This is a genomic window from Solibacillus sp. FSL W8-0474, from assembly GCF_038004065.1.
GTDB classification, from domain to species: Bacteria; Bacillota; Bacilli; order Bacillales_A; family Planococcaceae; genus Solibacillus; species Solibacillus faecavium.
Window position 1 is genome coordinate 1570153 of the sequence record NZ_JBBOQJ010000001.1, and the last position, 21535, is coordinate 1591687.

General features: G+C 37.9%; 20 protein-coding genes. 14 read left to right on the plus strand and 6 right to left on the minus strand.

Going from position 1 to position 21535, the window contains the following annotated elements:
* Positions 1-633, plus strand: coding sequence for a hypothetical protein (locus NYE67_RS07680; RefSeq protein WP_191703049.1), 633 nt, complete (start codon positions 1-3; stop codon positions 631-633).
* Positions 634-799: 166 nt separating this feature from the next.
* Here the strand turns inward: NYE67_RS07680 and NYE67_RS07685 are convergent, their stop codons facing one another.
* Entirely contained in the window at positions 800-1678 is an 879-nt protein-coding gene (locus NYE67_RS07685; protein WP_191703050.1) for a helix-turn-helix transcriptional regulator, read from the minus strand.
* Positions 1679-1888: 210 nt separating this feature from the next.
* Here NYE67_RS07685 and NYE67_RS07690 point away from each other — a divergent pair, with 210 nt between their 5' ends.
* Complete coding sequence (locus NYE67_RS07690; RefSeq protein ID WP_340729637.1) at positions 1889-3454, plus strand: acyl-CoA dehydrogenase family protein; 1566 nt, start codon at positions 1889-1891, stop codon at positions 3452-3454.
* 17 nt (positions 3455-3471) lie between these two features.
* Positions 3472-4941, plus strand: a complete 1470-nt coding sequence (locus tag NYE67_RS07695) for a class I adenylate-forming enzyme family protein (protein ID WP_340729638.1) — start codon at positions 3472-3474, stop codon at positions 4939-4941.
* A 45-nt stretch (positions 4942-4986) separates the two neighbouring features.
* On the opposite strand, the gene NYE67_RS07700 is transcribed toward NYE67_RS07695, so the two are convergent.
* Together NYE67_RS07700 and NYE67_RS07705 are read right to left on the minus strand one after the other, a co-directional pair.
* A complete protein-coding gene (locus NYE67_RS07700) occupies positions 4987-5568 on the minus strand; it encodes a TetR/AcrR family transcriptional regulator (RefSeq protein ID WP_340729639.1) in 582 nt (193 codons plus the stop codon).
* Between the two features lie 105 nt (positions 5569-5673).
* Complete coding sequence (locus tag NYE67_RS07705) at positions 5674-6687, minus strand: DUF2332 domain-containing protein (RefSeq protein WP_340729640.1); 1014 nt, start codon at positions 6685-6687, stop codon at positions 5674-5676.
* Between the two features lie 113 nt (positions 6688-6800).
* On the opposite strand from NYE67_RS07705, the gene NYE67_RS07710 reads away from it, so the two are divergent.
* The 5 genes from NYE67_RS07710 to NYE67_RS07730 all read left to right on the plus strand — a co-directional run bounded on the left by NYE67_RS07710 (position 6801) and on the right by NYE67_RS07730 (position 10885).
* Positions 6801-7688 (plus strand): LysR family transcriptional regulator, encoded by an 888-nt coding sequence (locus NYE67_RS07710; RefSeq protein ID WP_340729641.1) that lies wholly within the window; start codon positions 6801-6803, stop codon positions 7686-7688.
* Between the two features lie 522 nt (positions 7689-8210).
* Entirely contained in the window at positions 8211-8627 is a 417-nt protein-coding gene (locus tag NYE67_RS07715; protein WP_340729642.1) for a DUF6188 family protein, read from the plus strand.
* Between the two features lie 11 nt (positions 8628-8638).
* The gene (locus NYE67_RS07720) at positions 8639-9058 is read left to right on the plus strand and encodes a DUF3916 domain-containing protein (RefSeq protein WP_340729643.1); all 420 of its coding nucleotides are present in this window, start codon (positions 8639-8641) and stop codon (positions 9056-9058) included.
* 31 nt (positions 9059-9089) lie between these two features.
* Complete coding sequence (locus tag NYE67_RS07725) at positions 9090-10427, plus strand: tetratricopeptide repeat protein (RefSeq protein WP_340729644.1); 1338 nt, start codon at positions 9090-9092, stop codon at positions 10425-10427.
* A complete protein-coding gene (locus tag NYE67_RS07730) occupies positions 10367-10885 on the plus strand; it encodes a hypothetical protein (protein WP_340729645.1) in 519 nt (172 codons plus the stop codon). Before NYE67_RS07725 ends, NYE67_RS07730 begins: the two co-directional genes overlap by 61 nt.
* A gap of 346 nt (positions 10886-11231) precedes the next feature.
* Here the strand turns inward: NYE67_RS07730 and NYE67_RS07735 are convergent, their stop codons facing one another.
* The 3 genes from NYE67_RS07735 to NYE67_RS07745 all read right to left on the minus strand — a co-directional run bounded on the left by NYE67_RS07735 (position 11232) and on the right by NYE67_RS07745 (position 14601).
* The gene (locus tag NYE67_RS07735; protein WP_340729646.1) at positions 11232-11987 is read right to left on the minus strand and encodes a class I SAM-dependent methyltransferase; all 756 of its coding nucleotides are present in this window, start codon (positions 11985-11987) and stop codon (positions 11232-11234) included.
* 78 nt (positions 11988-12065) lie between these two features.
* Positions 12066-13349 carry an alkaline phosphatase family protein gene (locus tag NYE67_RS07740; RefSeq protein ID WP_340729647.1) on the minus strand — a complete coding sequence of 428 codons (1284 nt, stop codon included), beginning with the start codon at positions 13347-13349 and terminating at the stop codon, positions 12066-12068.
* Positions 13350-13353: 4 nt separating this feature from the next.
* Complete coding sequence (locus NYE67_RS07745; protein ID WP_191703062.1) at positions 13354-14601, minus strand: MFS transporter; 1248 nt, start codon at positions 14599-14601, stop codon at positions 13354-13356.
* A gap of 150 nt (positions 14602-14751) precedes the next feature.
* On the opposite strand from NYE67_RS07745, the gene NYE67_RS07750 reads away from it, so the two are divergent.
* The 6 genes from NYE67_RS07750 to NYE67_RS07775 all read left to right on the plus strand — a co-directional run bounded on the left by NYE67_RS07750 (position 14752) and on the right by NYE67_RS07775 (position 21529).
* Positions 14752-15924, plus strand: coding sequence for an MDR family MFS transporter (locus tag NYE67_RS07750; protein ID WP_191703063.1), 1173 nt, complete (start codon positions 14752-14754; stop codon positions 15922-15924).
* A gap of 556 nt (positions 15925-16480) precedes the next feature.
* Positions 16481-17188: a CoA transferase subunit A gene (locus tag NYE67_RS07755; protein ID WP_191703064.1), complete on the plus strand. Its 708-nt coding sequence runs from the start codon at positions 16481-16483 to the stop codon at positions 17186-17188.
* Entirely contained in the window at positions 17185-17835 is a 651-nt protein-coding gene (locus tag NYE67_RS07760; RefSeq protein WP_340729648.1) for a CoA transferase subunit B, read from the plus strand. The genes NYE67_RS07755 and NYE67_RS07760 overlap by 4 nt, the downstream gene beginning before the upstream one ends.
* A 164-nt stretch (positions 17836-17999) precedes the next feature.
* The gene (locus NYE67_RS07765) at positions 18000-18617 is read left to right on the plus strand and encodes a TetR/AcrR family transcriptional regulator (RefSeq protein WP_445683367.1); all 618 of its coding nucleotides are present in this window, start codon (positions 18000-18002) and stop codon (positions 18615-18617) included.
* Between the two features lie 98 nt (positions 18618-18715).
* Positions 18716-19858, plus strand: a complete 1143-nt coding sequence (locus tag NYE67_RS07770; RefSeq protein ID WP_340729649.1) for an acyl-CoA dehydrogenase family protein — start codon at positions 18716-18718, stop codon at positions 19856-19858.
* A gap of 27 nt (positions 19859-19885) precedes the next feature.
* Positions 19886-21529 carry an AMP-binding protein gene (locus NYE67_RS07775; RefSeq protein WP_340729650.1) on the plus strand — a complete coding sequence of 548 codons (1644 nt, stop codon included), beginning with the start codon at positions 19886-19888 and terminating at the stop codon, positions 21527-21529.
* Positions 21530-21535 lie beyond the last annotated feature (6 nt).

Below are 21535 nucleotides of genomic sequence, written 5' to 3' on the forward strand. Positions count from 1 at the left end.
ATGAAAAATATTAGAGGGCTTTTAATTTTAGTCATAAGTTTGCTTATGCTTTCTGGATGTAATGAGGATGAAAAGCAACCGGTTTCTACTACCAACACTGAAGAAATTAGTCTAGACAAAGAAACTGAAAAAGAATTATTAGCATTGACTGAAGAGATATTTTCGCTGTTGAAGGAGTCTAACTACGAAAAAGTAGCTGAAAAGGTTGATTCAGAACATGGAGTTACTTTTGCATTCTATGCGGATTTTGGGAATCCCGAAGGCTATGGAGGAGAATATGTAAACTTAACAAAGCAGGAGATAAGTAAAAGTAATGATACAAAGTATTTATGGGGAGCAGATGAATCAGATAAAGAATTTGAAATGTCCTTAGATGAATATGTTCAACAGTTCCTCTTACGAAGCTGGGGAAGAAGAGAAGTAGATTATAGTATTATTACATTCAATGAACCAGCAGAGAATTTTGCAGGTGTTTTTAATACCATCCATGATTATTATCCGGATGCTAAATACGTAGAATACTATTCGCCTGGAGAAACGGAGCATTTGTTCCAATCACTGCGGTTCATCTACCAAGAAAGAGATGGAGAATGGTATCTTATCGGAATAGCTCGTGATGTAGCTACTTTATGACAAATTGCATGTAATGTTTGTTTTAAGTAAATTCATTCCTAAGCATTTGGTGCTGGGCTCCATTTGATAGCAGGCGAGTTATTAATAATAAACTAAATTCCAGATCATAAGGAGTAGGCCTTTAATCTGGAATTTAGTTTCAAGCAATAATATTGAATTGGCTTATTTAGAAATCATCAAATCCTAAATTTACCGGCTCTAACGGCAGGTCTCCATCAGAACCAATCATATTTGTAGTGGCTACGGATTTCTCCACTTCTTCAAATTTAATCCCATCAATCCATGCTTCTCCTGCTCCAGAGAGTAAAAGTCCAAAATGAATAGAAGCACTATCTTCGGGTACATCCAGTACAATCGAGTAGTAGTTCCAATCTGTCGTACCATGGATAGCACGATTGTCCATATTATCAAATTGGAGTAAATCTCCGTTTTTAGAGTCAATACGGCACCACGCACCACATTTCATCGCTTCCTTTGTTTTGATAAAACAAGACATTTTGAAGCGTTTGCCGACCCAATTTTTTGCCGAAAAAGATTGCATCATTGTGCCAAATTGCACCTCATCCATAGCTCCCGTGCAACCTAGATAACCGGATTTTGTTCCGGTATGAAATACTTTAGTATCTGCTTTCATCGTGTACGCTGCTGGATTTGTCCCACTTAAAAACCAGCCCTTTACTTCGTTTGATGTCGTCATTTCCTGTTCCTCCGTTCGCATAATTGATTTCATTAGATTGCGGTATTTTCCAGGTGGCATATTGTATAGCTCTTTGAATGCTCTAGTAAACGCTTCTTGAGACTGGAAATGGCATTCAAGTGAAATTTCCATAATGCTTAAATCGGAATGCAGCAGGAATAGAGAAGCCATTGCAAGACGCCTTTTTCGAATATACTCTCCGATCGTTAAACCCGTTTCCTTTTTAAAACTTCTTGTTAAATGAAACTTAGAATAGCCAATTTTCTTTGCATAATCTTCTAGTTGCCAATGTTCCAAAAGATGATCCTCTAGTGTAGTAATGATATCCTGCACGATTAAACTATACATTGCTATCCACCTCTAGAATTAGTATAACGGAGAAATGATTGATTTTTTTGATAATTATTGCGGTACGGGTTTTTTCGCTCAAAATGGATTCAGTATGTAACGTAGTGGTACATATAAAAAAATTATAAAATATTTAATTGTAATTAAAGTAAACGATGTTTACTTTTCGGTTTTTATCAGATAGAATTTTAGTTAAAAGGAGGATATTTAATGATTGAAATAGATAATAACGTGAAATATTCATTTGGAGATTTTTTGAATAAGCGAACAGCATTGAATGATTTAGACAATCCATTTCTCCAAAAGGTGTTACAAAATTTCACTGGCTCCGGATTTGAAGATCTAATTAACACGATAACCCCTTTTAGTGAAAAAGTATCGAATGATTGGAGAAAAGCTATTTCTGAATATGCCCGTCCTGAAAATCATCCGAAGATCCGCCATTTCGATGCTTTTAATAATCGAATTGATAGAATAATTCGACCGCAAGAGGCCGTGCAAGTAACAAAGGAAATTTTTAGTGAGGCTATGTTTTCTGAACAAAACGTAGGATATGCAGGAATTATTAAGCGCTATTTATTGCATAGCAATGGAGAAGCGGCGATTTCATGTCCTCTTGTATGTACTGATGGACTGATTGCTTTAATAGAGGCTTTTTATGATGAGGTGCCAGAAGAGGTGAAATACATTCATCAACATGTGAAAGAAGGTATTGATGGGAATTTTGGCATCGGTGCTCAATATATGACCGAAATGCAAGGGGGCTCTGACATACCGGCAAATGTTTTAAAAGCGGTCCCCGAAGGAGATATGTACAGATTATACGGGCATAAATTCTTTTGTTCTGCTGTTCATTCGGATTACGCGGTGGTCACAGCAAGAATTGAATCTACGGATCATGTTGCGACATTTATCGTTCCTTCATGGTTACCAGGTAATAAAGAAAAAGAAACTCGTAATCATTATGAAATTAATCGCTTGAAATGGAAAATTGGCACAAGTGAATTACCATCAGGAGAAATACAATACGACGGAGCACTTGCTTACAAAATAGGACCAGAAAATAAAGGTGTTGCTCTCGCAGTAAGTTTAGTATTAACGAGATCGCGATTAGATATTGGCTTTGGAAGCGGTGGGTTCTTAATGCGTGCTGCACGGGAAGCGAAATTATATGCATCGTTTAGAGATGTGTTTGGTAGAAAAATTGAACAGTTTCCAATGGCAGCTGCACAGTTAGCCGATTTAGAATATGCAGCAAAAAGGACCGTTGCAACAGCTTTCGAGGTTTATAAGAGATTTGAACAATTACAGAATGCTACAGAATTAGAAGCTTTCGCAATGCGCGAGCTTATATTACTACAAAAAATCTATACCTCCAAAGAAACAGTTGATAAATTACGATTGGCAATTTCTATATTTGGTGGTAATGGGGCTATTGAGGATTTCAATGATATCGCCAGATTATTTCGAGATAGCTTAGTAAATGAATTATGGGAAGGACCTCGTAATGTGTTATTAGCTCAAATGTACCGAGATTTACTAAAGTCGCAGTGGTCGATAGAAGATGTGTTAAAGCAGATGTTTCCGCAACTTTCAAAGGGTGAAATAACTGAATGTTCAGATGAAATAAAGGAGATAGCTTCGATTAATTTAGTGGATTTTCCGAATTCAGAAAATATGAAAGCTGCTCGTAGATGGGAAGCATTGTGGGAAGAATTATTTGTTTCATATCAAGAATATGTTACAAAGCCATTTGAGGATTTACCAATCTTATAATTTAAGGGGATGGGATTATGAATATTGGACAAGTTTTAGCAAGTCGTGCAGCATTATTAGGAGAAAAAGTAGGATTTATTCATAATGAGAAGCAGATTACTTTTGCAGAAATGAATATGCGAGCAAATAGTTTTTCACAATTTTTACAACAAGAAGGTTTTAAAGCAGGGGATAAGATTGCGTTACTTTGTAAAAATAATGAGCATGTTATTACAGCATTTTTTGGAGCTGCAAAATTAGGCATTGTAACAGTAATTTTAAATTATCGATTACAAGCAGCAGAACTTCAGTATATTGTAGAGCATAGCGATACAAAATTACTCATTCATGATGAAGTGTTTAAAGAAGTTACTTCTCAATTAGAGGTGACGGCAATTGGTACAGATGAGCTTCAGAAGCTTTATAAGATAACAGCACAAGAGCCTTTATATGTAACAGCTGATCATGAACCGATTTTAATAATGTATACGTCAGGTACTACAGGAAAACCAAAAGGTGCTTTACTTTCTCATATTAATTTACAGGCTGCTTCAATTGGTCTTAGCCATACAATTGATTGGTGGGAGCAAGACCGTTTCTTAATGGTAGCGCCTTTCTTCCATATAGGAGGCTTTGCGCCTTTGGTAACTAATATTCATGTAGGGGCTACTATGATTTTAATGGAAGATTTCCATCCAGTTGACGCATGGAATGCAATTCAAAAACATCGAATTACAACAATGATGACTGTTCCCGCGATGTTGTCATTCATGCTACAAACCTATCCGATGGTAAAGCCGGATGTATCTTCATTACGTAATATTTCTTGTGGGGCATCAGTTGTTCCGACATCGCTTATTCTAGGTTTTAGGCAGCTAGGTGTACCGATTCAGCAAGTGTACGGTGTAACAGAGTTTACAGGTGGTGTGTCGTTCTGGAAGGAGACACAGAATAAAGAGAAATTTACGTCAATGGGAAAACCAGTGATGCAATGTGGTATTCGCATTGTTGATATTGAAACAAAGGAACCAGTGTCTACTGGAACAATCGGGGAAATAGTTCTGAGTGGTCCACAAGTGTTTGTTGGTTATTACAAAAACATTGAGAGTTACAATCAAACCGTTCGGAATGGCGAACTGTTCACAGGGGATGTAGGTTATTTTGATGAGGACGGTTTCTTATATGTAGTGGATCGCTTAAAAGATATGATTATCAGCGGTGGTGAAAACATTTATTCTGCAGAGCTCGAATTGACATTAGCACAGTATGAGGCAGTACTTGAAGTAGCTGTAGTAGGTGTTCCTAATGAGCGTTGGGGTGAAGTTCCTCGTGCATACGTTGTCTTAAAAGAAAATCATTCTGTAACAGAAGATGAAATCATTGAATTCTGTAAAGAAAGGCTTGCCTCTTATAAATGTGTAAAAGAAGTAAGTTTTATAGAGCAATTACCTCGGAATGCAGTTGGGAAAATTCTTAAAAACCATTTAAAAGTAGCAAATCCAGTTTAATTTTTTTTATAGGGTGATAGGGTATTAAGCCACTATCACCTTGTTTTATAATCTTTTTTTTAATTGCATAATATAATAGTCAGCGAGCCTTTGGATAGCATCAAAATTAGTTTCATCATTTCGATCTGGTATTTTCTTATATGAAATAATTAAACCGTTTAATGTAGAAAATAATAATTGTGCTTCGATTTTTGCGTTTTCCCCTGCTATCATATTTTCGAGTAAATCCAGGAAATAATTAATTTCATTTGAAATCGGCAATATATTTTTTTCGTTCTCTTTATCTAATGAAAAATAGGTCATAATTTCAAATAATACTTCAGAAATTAACATGTGATGTAAATATGTTTTGACCAATGCTTCCAATGTTTCGGCAGTTTGTAATACATTTATTAGCTCCTGACTTGCAGACTGCATTGCAGCATAATATAAATCTTCCTGGGTATCGTAATATTTATAAATAGATGCTGGTGAAATGCCGGCAGCTTTTGCAATTTGACGGATTGTTACATTTTTGAAGGATTGCTTACTAAATAATTTTATGGACTCTTTTAATATATTTTGTTTTGTAAGTTCACCTTTTGTCTTCATATTTTCTCCTTTAGGAATAATAGTTAATAAATTCATTATATCGATTAATATCGAATATCTAAAGGGGGTGAGAAGATCTTGGAGTCCTTTTCATTCGAAATAGCCAAAAGGGTCAATCGCATCAGTAATTAGAACGATTTTTTAATTCCAATAAAAATAAAGCCCATGCCCATCCGTATTTTTCAATACTTTTAAGTTAGTTGTCTCATTCGAATTGATATAATCCACATGTAAATGTTGATCGTACATATTATTATAAACATGGTAAATCGGTGTTTTGCTGCTTAAATTATTGATCATTGATAATAAGTCTTCCTTTAATTCTAAAGGGAACTGATTAGCAACATGCGTATGAAAAATGACAATTTGTGTTTCTTCATTTAGTTCGCCAATATACTGTGGAATCAACTTTCTGAAATCACCTTCTAATAAAGTTTTCTCACAGTTTAAATGGATTTCGCGCGCCTTTTTTAAATTTTCTTTTCGTTGCTGTTGCTCTGGCCAAATTAAGCATTGGAGCCAATAATAGTCGTCTTCCTCTTTTAAGTCGATAATGTTTAAGTCAATTCCTAAGCGGTTTTTAATTTCAAACGTATCTATCCCGATTAAAGTATCTCCTAAATTCTTCGCGTGTATCTGAAGGGAACTTCCTTTAGCTCCATAATGAATAGGATCAGATTGATGAATTTCATATTGATAATAATCAAGGTTTAATAATAATCCTGCACTTGTTCCAATCTCAATAAGTGTTAATGGTTTGTTACTTCGTTTAAAAATTTCATGGAAAATGGGGTACAGGTAGGCTGCTCGTTGAACCTCATTTGTTTGCACTTTTTTCGTTTGGAATAATTGAATTAACTCGTGTTTATTTTCCTTACAGAAATCCTTTAATAAATGAAAGTTCGTTTCGAATTCGGTTTCTTCCAGGTGAAGAAAACAGTGAGCTAATGGTCGTCTTGATCTTAATGCTAAATATTGCACCGAAGCAAAAAAGAGATTTGGTTTCGGTTGTGTCTTGGGAATATGCTCGATTAAATCCAGCAGAAAATCATCCTGAACGATGCGATGGCACCAAAATTCATATAGAGGGCTGTTATCTTTTGCTTCCATTTCTGCAAAGCGATTAAAAGTTGAGATAATTTGATTTTTTCCCATGTTCATACCTTCTTTCTTTTGAGTGACTTTATCGTATAATAAATATTAAATTAACAGAATTAATAAAAATTAATAAAATTGATTAATATTATTAATTAGAAGAAGGTGAAATCATGGAGCTAAAATGGCTGAAAACTTTTGTGACAGTTTATGAATGCAGCAATTTTAGGGTAGCTGCTGAAAAACTGTTTATTTCGCAACCTAGCATTTCTGTACATATAAAACTATTGGAAGAAGATTTAAAGGTACCTTTGTTTGTGCGAAATCATACGCAAATTCAGCTTACAAGAGAAGGGGAATATTTTTATCCTTTAGCAAAAGAGATTTTAGAGAAGGTTAATGAAAATAAACAGTTATTGATAACGTATTCAAGTTCTGAAAAGATCCAATTATCCATTGCGCTGTCTCCAATATTGGTAACAACAAAACTTCCAGAAATTTTGTATGAATTTATGTCCCATTTTACAAACTACGAGCTTGATATCGTAATAGAAGAATCACATGATATAGATGCTTTAATTCGCTTACAAACGGTCCACCTTGCGATAGGTACAAGCAACAGTAAGTTTATAGATATTCATGCAGAAAAATTACAAACAAGTCCACTTGTTTTAGCATACCCGCCTTCATTCAAAGATGAAGATAAAAAAATATCAATTATCTTGTCAGAACTATTAAAGGAATATCCAATGTTTGTAGGGTATTTGGAGGGAATAGAGCCGCTATTAACACTAATTGAACAAGAGCACAAAATTCCTCGGAAAAATACAATTAAAGAAAGTAATATCGTGAAACAACTAGTATTAGGTGGTTTAGGAATTGGTTTTCTACCTAAGTTTCTCATAGAAGATGAGCTGGCAGAGGCTAGATTGAAAATTTTAGAATTAAAACCACATATGCATTTGTTTCCTGTAGAAATTTATATGAAGCACGTTCGAGAGAGTGAGCAATTATTGCCGTTATTAAACTTTATTAGAGAAAAATATAATTCGAATTTATAACAGCACTAATTAAAAAGCCCTTCTATTTGGATTTTCAGTATTTAGTGGACAAATGTTAGGTCACTGGACAGGCATGCGGTCAATTTCGGATTGAGCACATGCATGTTAAATTTATCTTGATTTGTTTATTTGATTAAAGCGTTCACATTTTAGGGCAGCAGCGCTCGCTTAGATCATGTGCCCGCTTATAATGTTATAGTTATAAATAATTTTAAACTTTTGTACATTGAATTGCGTAAGGAGATAAATAGCGGAAGGAATTTCCGTTATTTCGAAAATGACATAGAAAATAGCCGAAATAAGGGAAGTAAATTCCGTTATTGACCTAAAAAACTTGAAATTTAAAGATTTTATTTAAAATAACGGTAAAACGTTCCCTTATTACCCCAAAAATGAGCTACCTCCTTCAAATAACGGTAAAATCTTCCCTTATTTTAGGTGGGCACTGCATGTTATGGGGATGCATCCATTTATAAGATTTTTGTTTTAAGTAATTCGAGATTGTTAAAAAGGAGACTGAAGATGATGGAACATATACACATACAGCATTTAATGGAAAAATACTTTCTACATGAAACAATCGATAGTCTTCATTTTTGGGGACCTGTCATCCAGTTTTCAACAAGCAATAGTTGCTATGATGAAGTGACACTCCGAATTGAAGGAACGTTTAAGTTGACGCAAAATGGTGAGACAAACGTTGTGAAACGGGAGGCAAACGATAAATTATCCTATTTGACTGCACTCGCTCGTCAGAAAGTTTCGTCAGTTCAATTACTACTACCGAACAATCTTTGCCTTCAATTTGTATCAGGAATGCAGCTAGAAGTGATTGGAGACAATGATCAATTTGAGGGCTGGCAATTACAAGCGCAAGTGGACGATGATATCGTGTTAATCGTAGCAGGACCTGGGGAGCAATTGACGTTATTTGAATAAAGGAGCTACTTATGAAAAAAGTTAGGGGTAAGAAAAGAAAGCTGTGCATGATTGAGCAAAGATTAATCGAGGCAACACGTGTATTTCCACAGACGTATTACAATGAATTGCACGTAATGAAGTTACCGGCTAGTCAGGCTTTCATAGAAGCGTTACGTCCGAAAGAAAGCGCAAGTATAGCACGATTTTTATTAAACAGTGCAACAGCGTTATTACAACAAAAGCCGCATGACACATATAAAATCGTAGTGCTACTGTTTCCACAACAAATGTGGTATTCACAAATCATTGTGTTTGAGTATGGGCAGGCCTATGATGAATTTTTCACAAGGCAAACGCAACAGGGAGCTGGCGTGAGGAGAAAGCCACATTTCCAGTTTCTTATAGCCACTGGGTCGGGCGGCAGTTTATCGAAGAAGATGAGCAAGTAATTATTTGCTATACGGAAAGGGACGAAAAGCGATGAAGTTTCTATTCCAGCTTGAAGTCGAGCATCTAAATAACAATCGATGGGCATTTGATAACGGCTATATCGAGGGTGATGTAGAAATTTACGTAAATGGTGAGCTCTATTTTTCTGAAAAGAATGTCAACATCGTAGAGCTTGCGATTCAGCTTGGGAAATGGTTACGTTTGGCAGTCAATGGGCAATTAAGTGATTTTACATATGATTCGATTGATTGCGACGAAGCGTTGCTACGTTTTTTTGTGCATGAAGAAGGTGTGCTCGTCCATTCACCGATTGAACGTCAAAAGCTAGGTGCATTATCAGAGGGAACAGTTAAAAAAGCGGTTCTTGGATTTTTAATCGAGTTAAGCATAGCTTTGCACCGAATCGGATACGCTGAGCGACTAGACGACATAATAAAAGGACTTGTTACAGAAAATACGCGTGCGCTCATACTGTTAGAGCAAAACGAATTTGACGAGGCATTTGCGCTCATTAAAAAGTTAGCGAATGAATGCCCTTCTGTTCAGAGCTTAAACAATTTAGCATGGTTTATACTGCGTGAGGAAGAAGACAGAGAGGCAGCAAGGCAGTTGTTAGAGCAAGTGCTTTCGTTACAACCGCAGTCTTCGTTCCCGTACATGATGCTTGGAGAGATCGCTTTGCATAACAAGCAATACGTGGAAGCGAAGCTCTATTTACAGCAGGCACTTCATTTTCAGCAAACAAAGGAAGCGACGTACAATTTAGCCATCACATATTTTCATCTTGGTGAATTCGAGCAAGCTGCCAAAATATTTTCAAATTGCGAAGGCGATTCGGGTTTAACCCAACTACATGAGGTCGTATGCTGGATTCATGCAGGTCAAACGGAGAAGGCCAAGGCACTTTTAGACAATTGGAATGAGGAATCGAGTGATTATACGGGTGCAATTGAAAGGGCTGATGTGTATATCGAGCTAGGCTGCTTTGCTGAGGCACGCGTGCAATTTGAAAAAGAGTGGAATCAATATTATGTGACGCCCTATATTGTGAGTCGCTATGCATATACGCTCTGGCAACTGGAAGATTTCGACGCTTGCCAAAAAGTCATTCTTCAAGCAATTCAGCAGAAAAAAGAAGAAATCGTAGAGGAGCGACAAAGAGAGCTAGATGAGCACTGGTCGGCGCAGGATCGTGATGAGTGCCTAATTGAGTGTAATGAGCAGCTCAAAGTGCTTGAAATGCTGCTTTTACGACTTGAACAAGGTGTTGTGCCGCCATTTGAATATGATATGTACCCAGACGGTGGATGTCAGCTATTTGGATGCCCGCAGCATGGGCATCTAGAATACGAGGAGATGACAACATGATTCGAGAGGAAATAAAGCATTACGTTAATGAATTGCATTGGCATTTACCAGAAGAGACACAGCAGGACGCAATAAACTGGCTCGTCGCAAATATGCCACTCAACCAACTGGCCAGCGTTTTTCCAACGTACGGAAAAAGCTACTGGCAAAATAGCGTAAAAGTCGTGATGGAAATCGGTTACCCTTACAATATCGCGGCTTTTCCAAACATGGTCGAACTGTTTCAAGATTTGAACTGGCCAGGGGCAGAAGACGCCGTACAATATTTTCAAACACTTGAAAAGCAAATCGTCACACCATTTTTAGAAGGGGGTGGAAAGCAAGCAATGATAGAGCAGGATGAACAATGGCTTTGGTTTTTATATGCCGTATGCGAGCGATTCCAGATGGATCGAGCAGATTTTCGAGACGGAACGGTGTTTGATGCAATGGAAGAAACCTATGCGCGTGATGCGTAATGACTATCATTTTATTGGCGAAATCCCTAATGTTAGAGAATTAGATTGGATTGACATAGATATAATTCAAATTTTTTTAACAGCACCAATTAAAAAACGGATACTTTAAAAATTGATTGGAATGGAGGGCGAGTGTAGCTGATGGCTAACGCCTTTCGCTACAAGCAAAGCTTCCTGCGGGAACAGCAAAATTTATTTATGCGACGAGTAACCGCAGGAGCACCGACGCCTGAGATATTCGTGTAAGGCCGTGCCCGCGGATAGCGTCCCGGAATGGAAATTAATTTTTTATGCCAGCAAAAAAATTCCATTTCCCCCAAGGAGAAGAATGGTTAAGGCACCCCTATTAAACTTCCTTTAACTTTGCATGAATCACCATAGAAATACTATTTGCACCAAAAGCTGCTTTTGTCCATGAACCATATATGTGAACGAGTTCAAACCCATGCTGTTCTAAAAGCCGTTTCATTTCTAATGGATATGTATATCTTAAATTAATACTATCTATATATTCATTTTGTGTAGACGTATAGGTGGAAGTACAATGCAATATTTGTGTTAATGGATCATAATTTTCCTTGTTGACGACGTGGAATGTTTCACCATTTTTCTCTATAGTTTCCTCATAAATTTCGTCTTTCGCAAGTTCATGGAGAATCGGATTTCGCGTATCAAATAGAAATTCGCCACCTGGGTTTAAATGCTTTTTAACTGATATAAAAAGAGCATCCTGGCTTTCATTCGTTAAGAAATGTTGAAATGAATTACCGGTCATATAAATAAAATTGGATGTAATCGGTAAGTTCAATTGTGTGCAGTCTTGTACACTCAAATGAATATCAACATCTTCGCTAAGGGCCTTTTTCCGTGCGAAATCCAGCATACCTTGATCAATATCAACACCATAAACCGTATGACCTTTTTTGGCTAATGGGATGGCCAAGCGTCCTGTACCACAAGCAAGTTCAATAATGGCGCTCTTGTTTTCTCCTAAGTGAGCCTTGATAAAATCTAAATCTGCTGTGTAATTTTTATAAGTCTCGTCATATTCTTCCGGTAGTTTGTATTTAGAGAGATTATCACTGAATTCATTTATTAACATATAGTTAGTTACCTCGCAATTTTGGTTAAGTTTGAAAAGCCGTCAATCAGTGAAATGACAAACGGCTTAAAGAAGTCATCACTTAAATATTTCGGTTAACGCCCGGCCATCTGTATTAGGTAAATCAAGATTTAATATATGTGCAATTGTAGGGCCTATGTCGACAACACTTACTTCACCAATATCAGTGCCGGCAATGACCTGATTACCTGAAATAATTAAATTACTCGTATAATTCGTTTTAGATGGTAAATAACCATGTGTTGCGTATTTTTTACCTTGTGCATGTAAATCAATGATCGCTTCCTGTAAGTGGTCATCTTCAAAAGAGTAGCCTTCCTTTGCTTCAATCATATAACGGAATTGATTATTTACATGGAGTTCGTTCAGCTCTTGTGTACTTAAAATGGCTTCTATGCCATAGGATTCATGTTGCTTTGCATCTTGTAAAATGGAAAGAGCAATTCTTTCCGCCTCGGAATCTCCTGGTTGCACATGCAAATAGGCAGCGCCACCAGCACCTTGCACATAGGCACGCCAATGCCATGCTCCATGCTGCTCATAAATTAGACCCTCTTCATAAAATAACCGATTTAAATACACTTTATATTGAACATCAAGCTGGCTATGATCCCCAACAATTATAAAAGTCGTTTCATCATAAATGCCGGCATCTTTTGTCGCCTGAACTAAATCACCGATACGCCGATCCATACGATCGATGACTTGTTCAATATGTGCCCCTTGTGTACCGTGCAAGTGCTTTGAATCATCCAAATCGATTAAATGCATAAGCAGTAAATTGGGCTTTTTCTTTTTAATTGTATCGACTGCACAAACTGTTGTGAAGTCATCCAAATAAGGTTGGTTAATTCCTTGTCTGATTTTGCCGTATTTTAATTCCATCTGGAGCGTGAATAATTTACTTCCGCTTTTCAAAATCTTTAATGCCTGGTTTTCATTTTTGACTGCTTTAATTTCAGGAATATTGTAATTGATTTGTGCTTTTCCTGTTACTGGCCATAATAATCCTGCTGTTGTAAGGCCCTTTTTATGAGCGGCCTCATACACAGTTGGCGCTTGAATATCCTTCCGGAACCAATGCCAGTTTTGTTCGCTTTCAGGCACGAAAGGCTGGAACGGATTATTATGAAATACACCGTGTTTATCTGGATACATACCTGTCACATACGAGCTGTGAATAACATAGGTGAGGGTTGGATACACACTTTTTACTAAATTTGTGGAAGCACCATTTTCAATTAACTTTGCCAAATTCGATTTCGACTTTGCGCTTTCCCAGTTATCGATGGAAAAAGCGTCGTACGAAACGACGATGACATATTTACTTTTTTGTGTCATATAATCACCTTACTGTTCTTGTTTGTTGACCTACATCTTTTGGAAGCATGAGGAATACGATGAGACCGATAATGAATAATGGAATAATTGATAAAATACTATATCTTGCTTCACCTGTTAATGTAGTTGTCAATGCCATTAAAAAGGGACCGATAATCGCAGCGAACTTGCCGAAAATATTATAAAAGCCGAAAAATTCGTTCGATCGTTCTTTCGGTATAATTTTTCCATAGTACGATCGGCTAAGGGCCTGAATTCCGCCTTGCGCAGAGCCAATCATAATACCAAGCACAAAGATATGCCACATTTCAGATATGAAAAATGCCGCAATACATACAACCATATATGTCGTAATACCAGCGATAATCATCGAGCGTGTCGAATATTTTTTAGCAAGGGAACCATAAAGCAGGGCAAACGGAAAAGCAACAATTTGAATAACGAGTAAAATGCCTAATAGCATAAATGTATTTAAACTATCTGGTCCTAAAACGCTCGTTGCATAAGGTACAACCATTTTAATAATTGTATCGACACCATCGATATAGCAGAAATAGGCGATTAAAAATAAGAATACGATTTTATAATCTTTAATGTTTAAAAACGTCTGACCTAATCGTTTAAAGCTTTGGCCAACCGGATTTGGTTCTGGTTCGATATAATGACGCTGCCTTACATCACGAATCATCGGGATTGTCAGTAATCCCCACCATAATGCCGTAATACAAAACCCAATTTGATAGCCAATCGCTTCATCCATTCCCATTACGAAAATAACGGCTAAACTAATTCCAAAAGGGATTACACTTGAAATATAGCCGAATGCAAAACCGGATGAGGATACTTTATCCATCTTTTCATCCGTCGTAACATCAACTAAGAAAGAATCATAGAAAATATTTGCTCCGGCAAAACCAATGCAGGATAAAATGTACATGACGATTAATAGCTGCCATTGTCCACTTTCAGGTGAAATAAATGTAAAGGAAAGAGTAGAAATAATACCGACTAATGCAAAAAATGTGAAGAAACGTTTTTTCTTATCTTTGTAATCTGCAAATGCTCCTAAAATGGGGCTAAGTACAGCAACAAATATACTGGCAAGTGAATTAAAGTACCCCAAGTCCATATTATTGACCCCATTAAACATACCAAAGACAATTGGAAACAGGGCAGTAGTAATAGCTATTGAATAAGCTGAATTCCCACAATCGTACAATATCCACGATTTCTCTTCTTTCGTAAGCTTCACTTGAATTTCCCTCCTAACCTATTATTTTCTGCAATTATACCATTTTACTGGAAATATGAAGTAAAAATAACAGAAAATTCACATTACTAAAATATAATTTACATAAGGATGTATAATAGGAAACACATTGAAAACTAGAGGAGACATTTTATGCAAAGAATTTTTCAATATTTCCATCCACTCGTATGGATCATACTAAGTGGAACAATTTTTGTTCGAACAGCCAGTTTTATGGCTATCCCGTTTTTGGCTTTATACTTACATAATGAACTTCAGGCCTCTCCTTTGTTAATCGGTGTGACAATTGGAATTGCCCCATTATTTTCAACGTTTGGTGGCTTAATCGGCGGGTATTTAACCGATCGTTTTGGACGAAAAGCGGTCATTATTATTACTGTCTTTATATGGAGCCTCACATTCGTTGGTTTTGCTTGGGCTCCTTCTGCTGTTTATTTCGTTTTGTTGAATGCAGTAAATGGATTATGCCGCTCATTTTTTGAACCAGGTACACAAGCATTAATGATTGATTTTACGGAGGATGCTAAAAAAAGGCGCCTTTTTTCCGTCCGCTATACGGCAATTAATATTGCGGCTGTTATGGGTCCATTACTTGGGGTATGGGTCGCAAGCTTATCAAGTCCGGCGACACCGTTTATGATTACAGGATTTATGTATGCGCTGTATGGCGTCTTTTTACTTGTCGTATTAAACCGCTATGAAATGAAGCAAAAAAGACTTAGTTCGAAGCATCAAATACGAACGATTTTGAGCGCGGTTTTCCATGATCAAAAGCTATTGCTGTTTATCGCGGGAGGCATTTTAATTACAATTGGTTATTCCCAGTTTAACTCGACATTGCCACAATTTATTAACATGACTGTGGAAGATGGAGTGAAGCTCTTTTCTTATGTGATCGTTGCAAACTCCATAACGGTATTAGCATTTCAACTCCCTTTAACCGTAGTAAGTGAGAAAATCTCGATCTATTCTTCGCTAAAAATAGGCGTAGTCATCTTTGCAATTGGGTTATTTCTGTTTGGTGTTTCCGATAGTGCGTGGATGTTTATCGTGAGTATGATTGTGTTTTCGGTCGGTGAAATTTTCTGTTTTCCGATGATGAATGCAGTGATAGAGGAGATTGCACCGGAAGATCAAAAGGGAACATATCTTGGGGCTTCCCAGTTTAAAAATATTGGCGGCTTTATCGGACCGATACTAGGGGGCTGGTTATTAACGGCTTCTATTAATTATATGTTTGCAATTATTTCCTTAATCATGTTATGTAGTATTTTTATATATAACCGTGCGCAGAGGCTGACTTAAATTTAACATTTTTAGTTCAATTAACATGCTGCGTAATTAATAGTATCCAACCTCGTTAAAAAATGATTGTTTAAGAAATACATTAACATTGAACCGTTGATTTTCATTCCAGGACCGATGCTTTCCCCGGGCACGGCTCCAGCTAACTAAATTGTGCCTACAACGGCAGGCACAATTTAGTGGATCTTCCGCGCGCGCTAATCCCGGTGGAGTCACGGTCCCTCCACTCCAATCAACTTATTCATCGCTTTACATAAAGTGAGATACGATTTCTCTAATGAAAATTGTTCCGGCTAACCATCAAGTTGAAATTTATATTAAAAATACAAGAAGTCTCGGGATCTTTTGTCCACAATCTCCAACCTCGTTAATCAATGTTGATTGACGAGGTTTTTTAGTGACTTAAGTAAAAAAGAGAGAAATGTTAGAGCTTGCTGTTAATAAACATGGCTGCCTTTAAACTAGCACTCTTCAATTTGAAAATTCAGAATTTAAATTTGCTATTCTAAAATAACCTGTTTATAATGATGTTAATTTTACTTAAAGGAGGAATATTGTGCATAAAGTAGAGAAAAATATACATGAAATTGTTGGAGAAGTACAAGATGGTGCAACCATATTAGTCGGTGGATTCGGACTTTGTGGTATTCCTGAACTAGCAATCGAGGCTATTCGTCAAAAAGGCATTAAAGATTTGACGGTTGTCAGCAATAATTGCGGTGTTGACGATTGGGGGCTAGGATTATTACTGGCGAACAAGCAAATCAAAAAAATGATTGCATCTTATGTAGGGGAAAATAAGACTTTTGAGCAACAATTTTTAAGCGGAGAGCTAGAAGTCGAACTGACCCCTCAAGGGACATTGGCAGAGCGTATCCGGGCAGGTGGTGCTGGAATTCCGGCGTTTTACACGGCTACTGGCGTGGGGACACTCATTGCAGAGGGAAAGCCGGTGAAGGAATTTGACGGCAAAGAGTATATTGAGGAACGTGCAATAGTAGGGGATTATGCCTTTGTAAAAGCATGGAAGGCTGATAAACTAGGGAATCTTGTCTATCGTAAAACGGCCCGAAATTTTAATCCAATTATTGCTACTGCAGGGAAAATTACAATTGCAGAAGTTGAGGAAATCGTCGAAGTTGGGGAACTGAACCCTGATGAAATCCATACACCAGCAGTGTTCGTTCAACATGTAATTCTAGGTGAAGGCTACGAAAAGAAAATTGAAAAACGCACATTAAAAGTGGAGGAGGCTATTGGATGAGTGTAAAAGAGCGAATTGTTAAACGAGCGGTAAAGGAAATCGGAAACGGCATGAACGTCAACCTCGGTATTGGTATGCCAACTTTAGTTGCAAATGAAATTCCGAGTGATTATCAGGTGCTATTGCAATCAGAAAACGGACTGTTAGGTATTGGGCCATATCCTGATGAAAGCGAAGTAGATCCTGATTTAATCAATGCAGGAAAAGAGACTGTAACAGCGGTACCCGGCGCATCCTTCTTCGATAGCGCTGAAAGTTTTGCCATGATTCGTGGTGGACATATCGACATCGCTATCCTTGGAGGCATGGAAGTATCTGAGAAAGGTGATTTGGCGAACTGGATGATTCCAGGGAAAATGGTCAAGGGTATGGGTGGCGCTATGGATCTTGTGCAAGGAGCGAAGCGAGTTATCGTTATCATGGAACATGTATCGAAATACGGTGAATCAAAGATTAAGAAGGAATGTACGTTGCCACTGACTGGGAAAAAAGTTGTTCATCGTCTCATTACGGAATTGGCTGTATTTGATTTTACCGAAAAAGGAATGGTTCTGATAGAATTAGCATCCAGCGTTTCTGTAGAGGAAATTAGAGCGAAAACGGAAGCTGACTTCTTGGTTTCTGAAAATCTAATAAAATATGCTTGAAGTAGATAAAAATTGAATTTTCGATAATTTTTGCGAATAAATAATAGACGCTAAAATCAAAGAGTGCTATAATCATACGAAAATAAGACAATTAACAGAAAATATTAGTATTTTCGCAGGAAAATCATCTTAATTTTAACGGATGATTGATGGGAGGCGAGAAGTTGGTTGTGAAATCGCTGAAAGAACGGATTATTGAAACAGCACTTGACCTTTTTAGGCACAAGGGCTACCACGGTGTGTCAGTGGATGAAATTGTGGAAACAGCTGGAACATCCAAGGGCGGGTTTTATCATAAATTTAAATCGAAGGATGCCCTGTTATATGAGATACACGATTTGTTCATCTCCCACGTATTAAAAGAAACAAAGAAAGCCTATGAAGAAAATGATACGCCAATCGATAAAGTGACTGCTCTGTTGTTTGCATTTACAAATGTATTTGATGTTTATCAGCGGCATATTACGGTGTTCTATAATGAAAGCGCTTATTTACCTCTAGAATATAAAAATATCATCAAAGAAAAGAGGACGGAATACCAAAAGTTGATTGAGCAGGTGATAGAGGAGGGAAAAGAGGGTGGGCATTTTCGACCCGAGATTTCTACTACAATTACGACAATGGCAATCATAGGATTGGTGAATTGGACATATAAATGGTACCGGCAGAACGGTAGCTTAACGATGGAGCAGATTACACATCATTTCAATGATTTGATTCTCCGAGGTGTTCTGACAGAGCAAGGTCTTGAGGAAGCGAAAGCGAAAAAGTACATTATGTAAATCCAGTGACAGTCAGGCAATCAAAAGTCTGGTTTTTTTTAAAATAATACAAACCGACTAGTCGGTCTTTAATTCTAAAATCTAAGGGGGCTTTAAAAATGAATTTTGAATTATCTAAAGAACAAGAAATGATTCGTGATATGGTACGTGAGTTTGCGCAAGCTGAAATTGCTCCACATGCACGTGAGCTGGATGAGAAGCATCAGTTTAGAAAAGAAAGCTTCGATAAAATGGCGGATCTTGGCTTATTCGGAATTCCATTTCCTGAAGAATATGGCGGTTCAGGTGGAGACACTATATCCTTTGCATTAGCCGTGGAAGAAATTGGACGTGCATGTGGCGGAACGGGCTTAAGTTATGCGGCTGCTGTCAGCTTAGGCGCAACCCCTTTTTATAACTTTGGTACAGAGGAGCAGAAGCTAGAATACCTTGTTCCAATGGCGCAAGGAAAAACGTTCGGTTCGTTTGGACTGACGGAGCCAAATGCTGGATCTGATGCAGGGGGTACTCGGACAAATGCTTATCTCGAAGGCGATGAATGGGTTATTAACGGCGAGAAATGTTGGATTACGAATGCCAGTTATGCCCGTCAAATTGTAGTGACGGCCGTTACGGGAAAAGATGAGCGTGGGAAGAATATTATAACGGCAATCATTGTTCCAACTGACACACCAGGCGTAACTATCCGTTCTGAATATCAAAAAATGGGTGTGCGTGCATCGAATACATGTGAAATTGTTTTGGAAAACGTTCGAGTACCGAAAGAAAACGTGTTGGGAGACGAAAAAAAGGGATTTGGTCAATTTTTAAATACGCTGGATGGCGGTCGTATTTCCATCGCTGCACTATCGGTCGGAATTGCGCAGTCCGCATTTGAGAAAGCGCTCCAATATTCGAAGGAACGTGTACAGTTTGGAAAATCTATCTCTAAATTACAGGCAATTCAGTTTAAATTAGCGGATATGGCGATGGAAATTGAATTGGCACGCAATATGGTAATGAAGGCAGCGTGGCTGAAAGATCAAGGAAAGTCCTTTAAAAAAGAAGCTGCATTCGCAAAACTTTATGCGTCGGAAATGGGCTTCCGTACATGTAATCAGGCGATTCAAATACATGGTGGTTACGGTTATATGGCTGAGTACGATGTAGAACGTCATTTACGTGATATTAAATTAATGGAAATAGGAGAAGGTACATCTGAAATCCAACGTGTGGTCATTTCACGAGTGTTAGGTTGTTAGATTTTTTGACAAAAGGGAGGAATGCGTATGGCAGAACTTGTTTATCAAACGATTGGCGAGCTATTAGAAGAAAAAGCTGCACAATACCCTCATCGGGAGGCATTAGTCTATTCAGACCGAGATTACCGAATGACATATGAACAGTTTAACAAGCACAGTGATTTAGTCGCAAAAGCGTTAATGGCAATTGAACTTGAAAAAGGCCATCATTTCTCGGTCTGGACAACAAATGTTCCGCAGTGGCCGGGTCTTCAGTTTGGATCAGGGAAGATGGGCGCACCGTTAGTCACCGTAAATACGAGTTACCGGGCAAGTGAGTTGGAATATTTACTTAAGCAATCTGATTCAAGGGCGATTATTTTAATCGACAACTACCGAGATCATGCATTCATTGATACTTTATATGAATTATGTCCAGAGTTGAAAGAATGTGAGCCAGGTAAATTACAAAGCACTCGACTTCCACTTTTAAAAAGCGTTGTTGTAATTAGTGATAAAAAATATCCTGGGACGTTCAACTATGAGGAATTTTTGGCGAATGGTAGCCGAATTTCAGATGAACAACTAGAACAACGTAAACAATCCTTAACTTATGATGATGTCATCAATATTCAATATACATCGGGGACGACGGGCTTTCCAAAAGGTGTGATGCTACGGCATTCCAATTTAATTAACAACGCGATCAATATTGCAGAATGCATGAAGCTGACACATGAAGATCGACTATGTATCCCCGTCCCATTTTTCCATTGCTTCGGCTGTGTAATAGGTACATTGGCGATCGTTTCAGTTGGGGGAACGATGGTACCGGTGCAGGAGTTCCATCCTGAGGAAGTACTTCGTACAGTTGAAAAGGAGCAATGTACGGCGCTCCATGGCGTACCAACGATGTTTATCAGTGAGTTAAATTTACCGAATATTTCGAGTTTTGATGTATCGTCATTGCGAACGGGCGTGATGGCAGGTTCCAATTGTCCTATCGAAGTAATGAGGGACGTGATCAATACACTTGGTATGGAAGATGTGACGATTTGCTACGGTCAGACCGAGTCTTCACCAGTGTTAACCCAAACACGGGTAGATGATCCATTGAATCTAAAAGTAGAGACAGTTGGCCGTGCTTTACCAAATGTGGAAGTGAAAATTATGAGGCCTGGTACAAATGAGGAGGTTCCTCGAGGGGAGCAAGGAGAAATTTGTGCTCGCGGCTATGTCGTCATGAAAGGTTATTACAATAATCCGGATGCGACAAAAGAAGCGATCGATACCGATAACTGGCTGCACACGGGTGACCTGGGGACGATGGATGAAAATGGCTATGTCCGAGTTACAGGACGATTGAAGGATATGATAATTCGCGGTGGAGAGAATGTATATCCACGTGAAATAGAAGAATTCCTTTATCAACACCCAAAAGTGCTCGATGTCCAGGTGACAGGTGTGCCGGATGAGAAGTACGGTGAGGAAGTAGCAGCATGGATTATCCTGAAAGAAGGACAGACAGCGGTAGAAGAGGAAATAAGGGATTTCTGCAAAGGGAAAATATCGAGGCATAAAATACCGCGCTATATCTTTTTTGTCGACAGTTACCCAATGACCGCGTCAGGAAAAATACAGAAGTTCAAAATTCGTGAACAGTTTGCAAATTTGGTGAAAACAATTCAATAGGGAGGT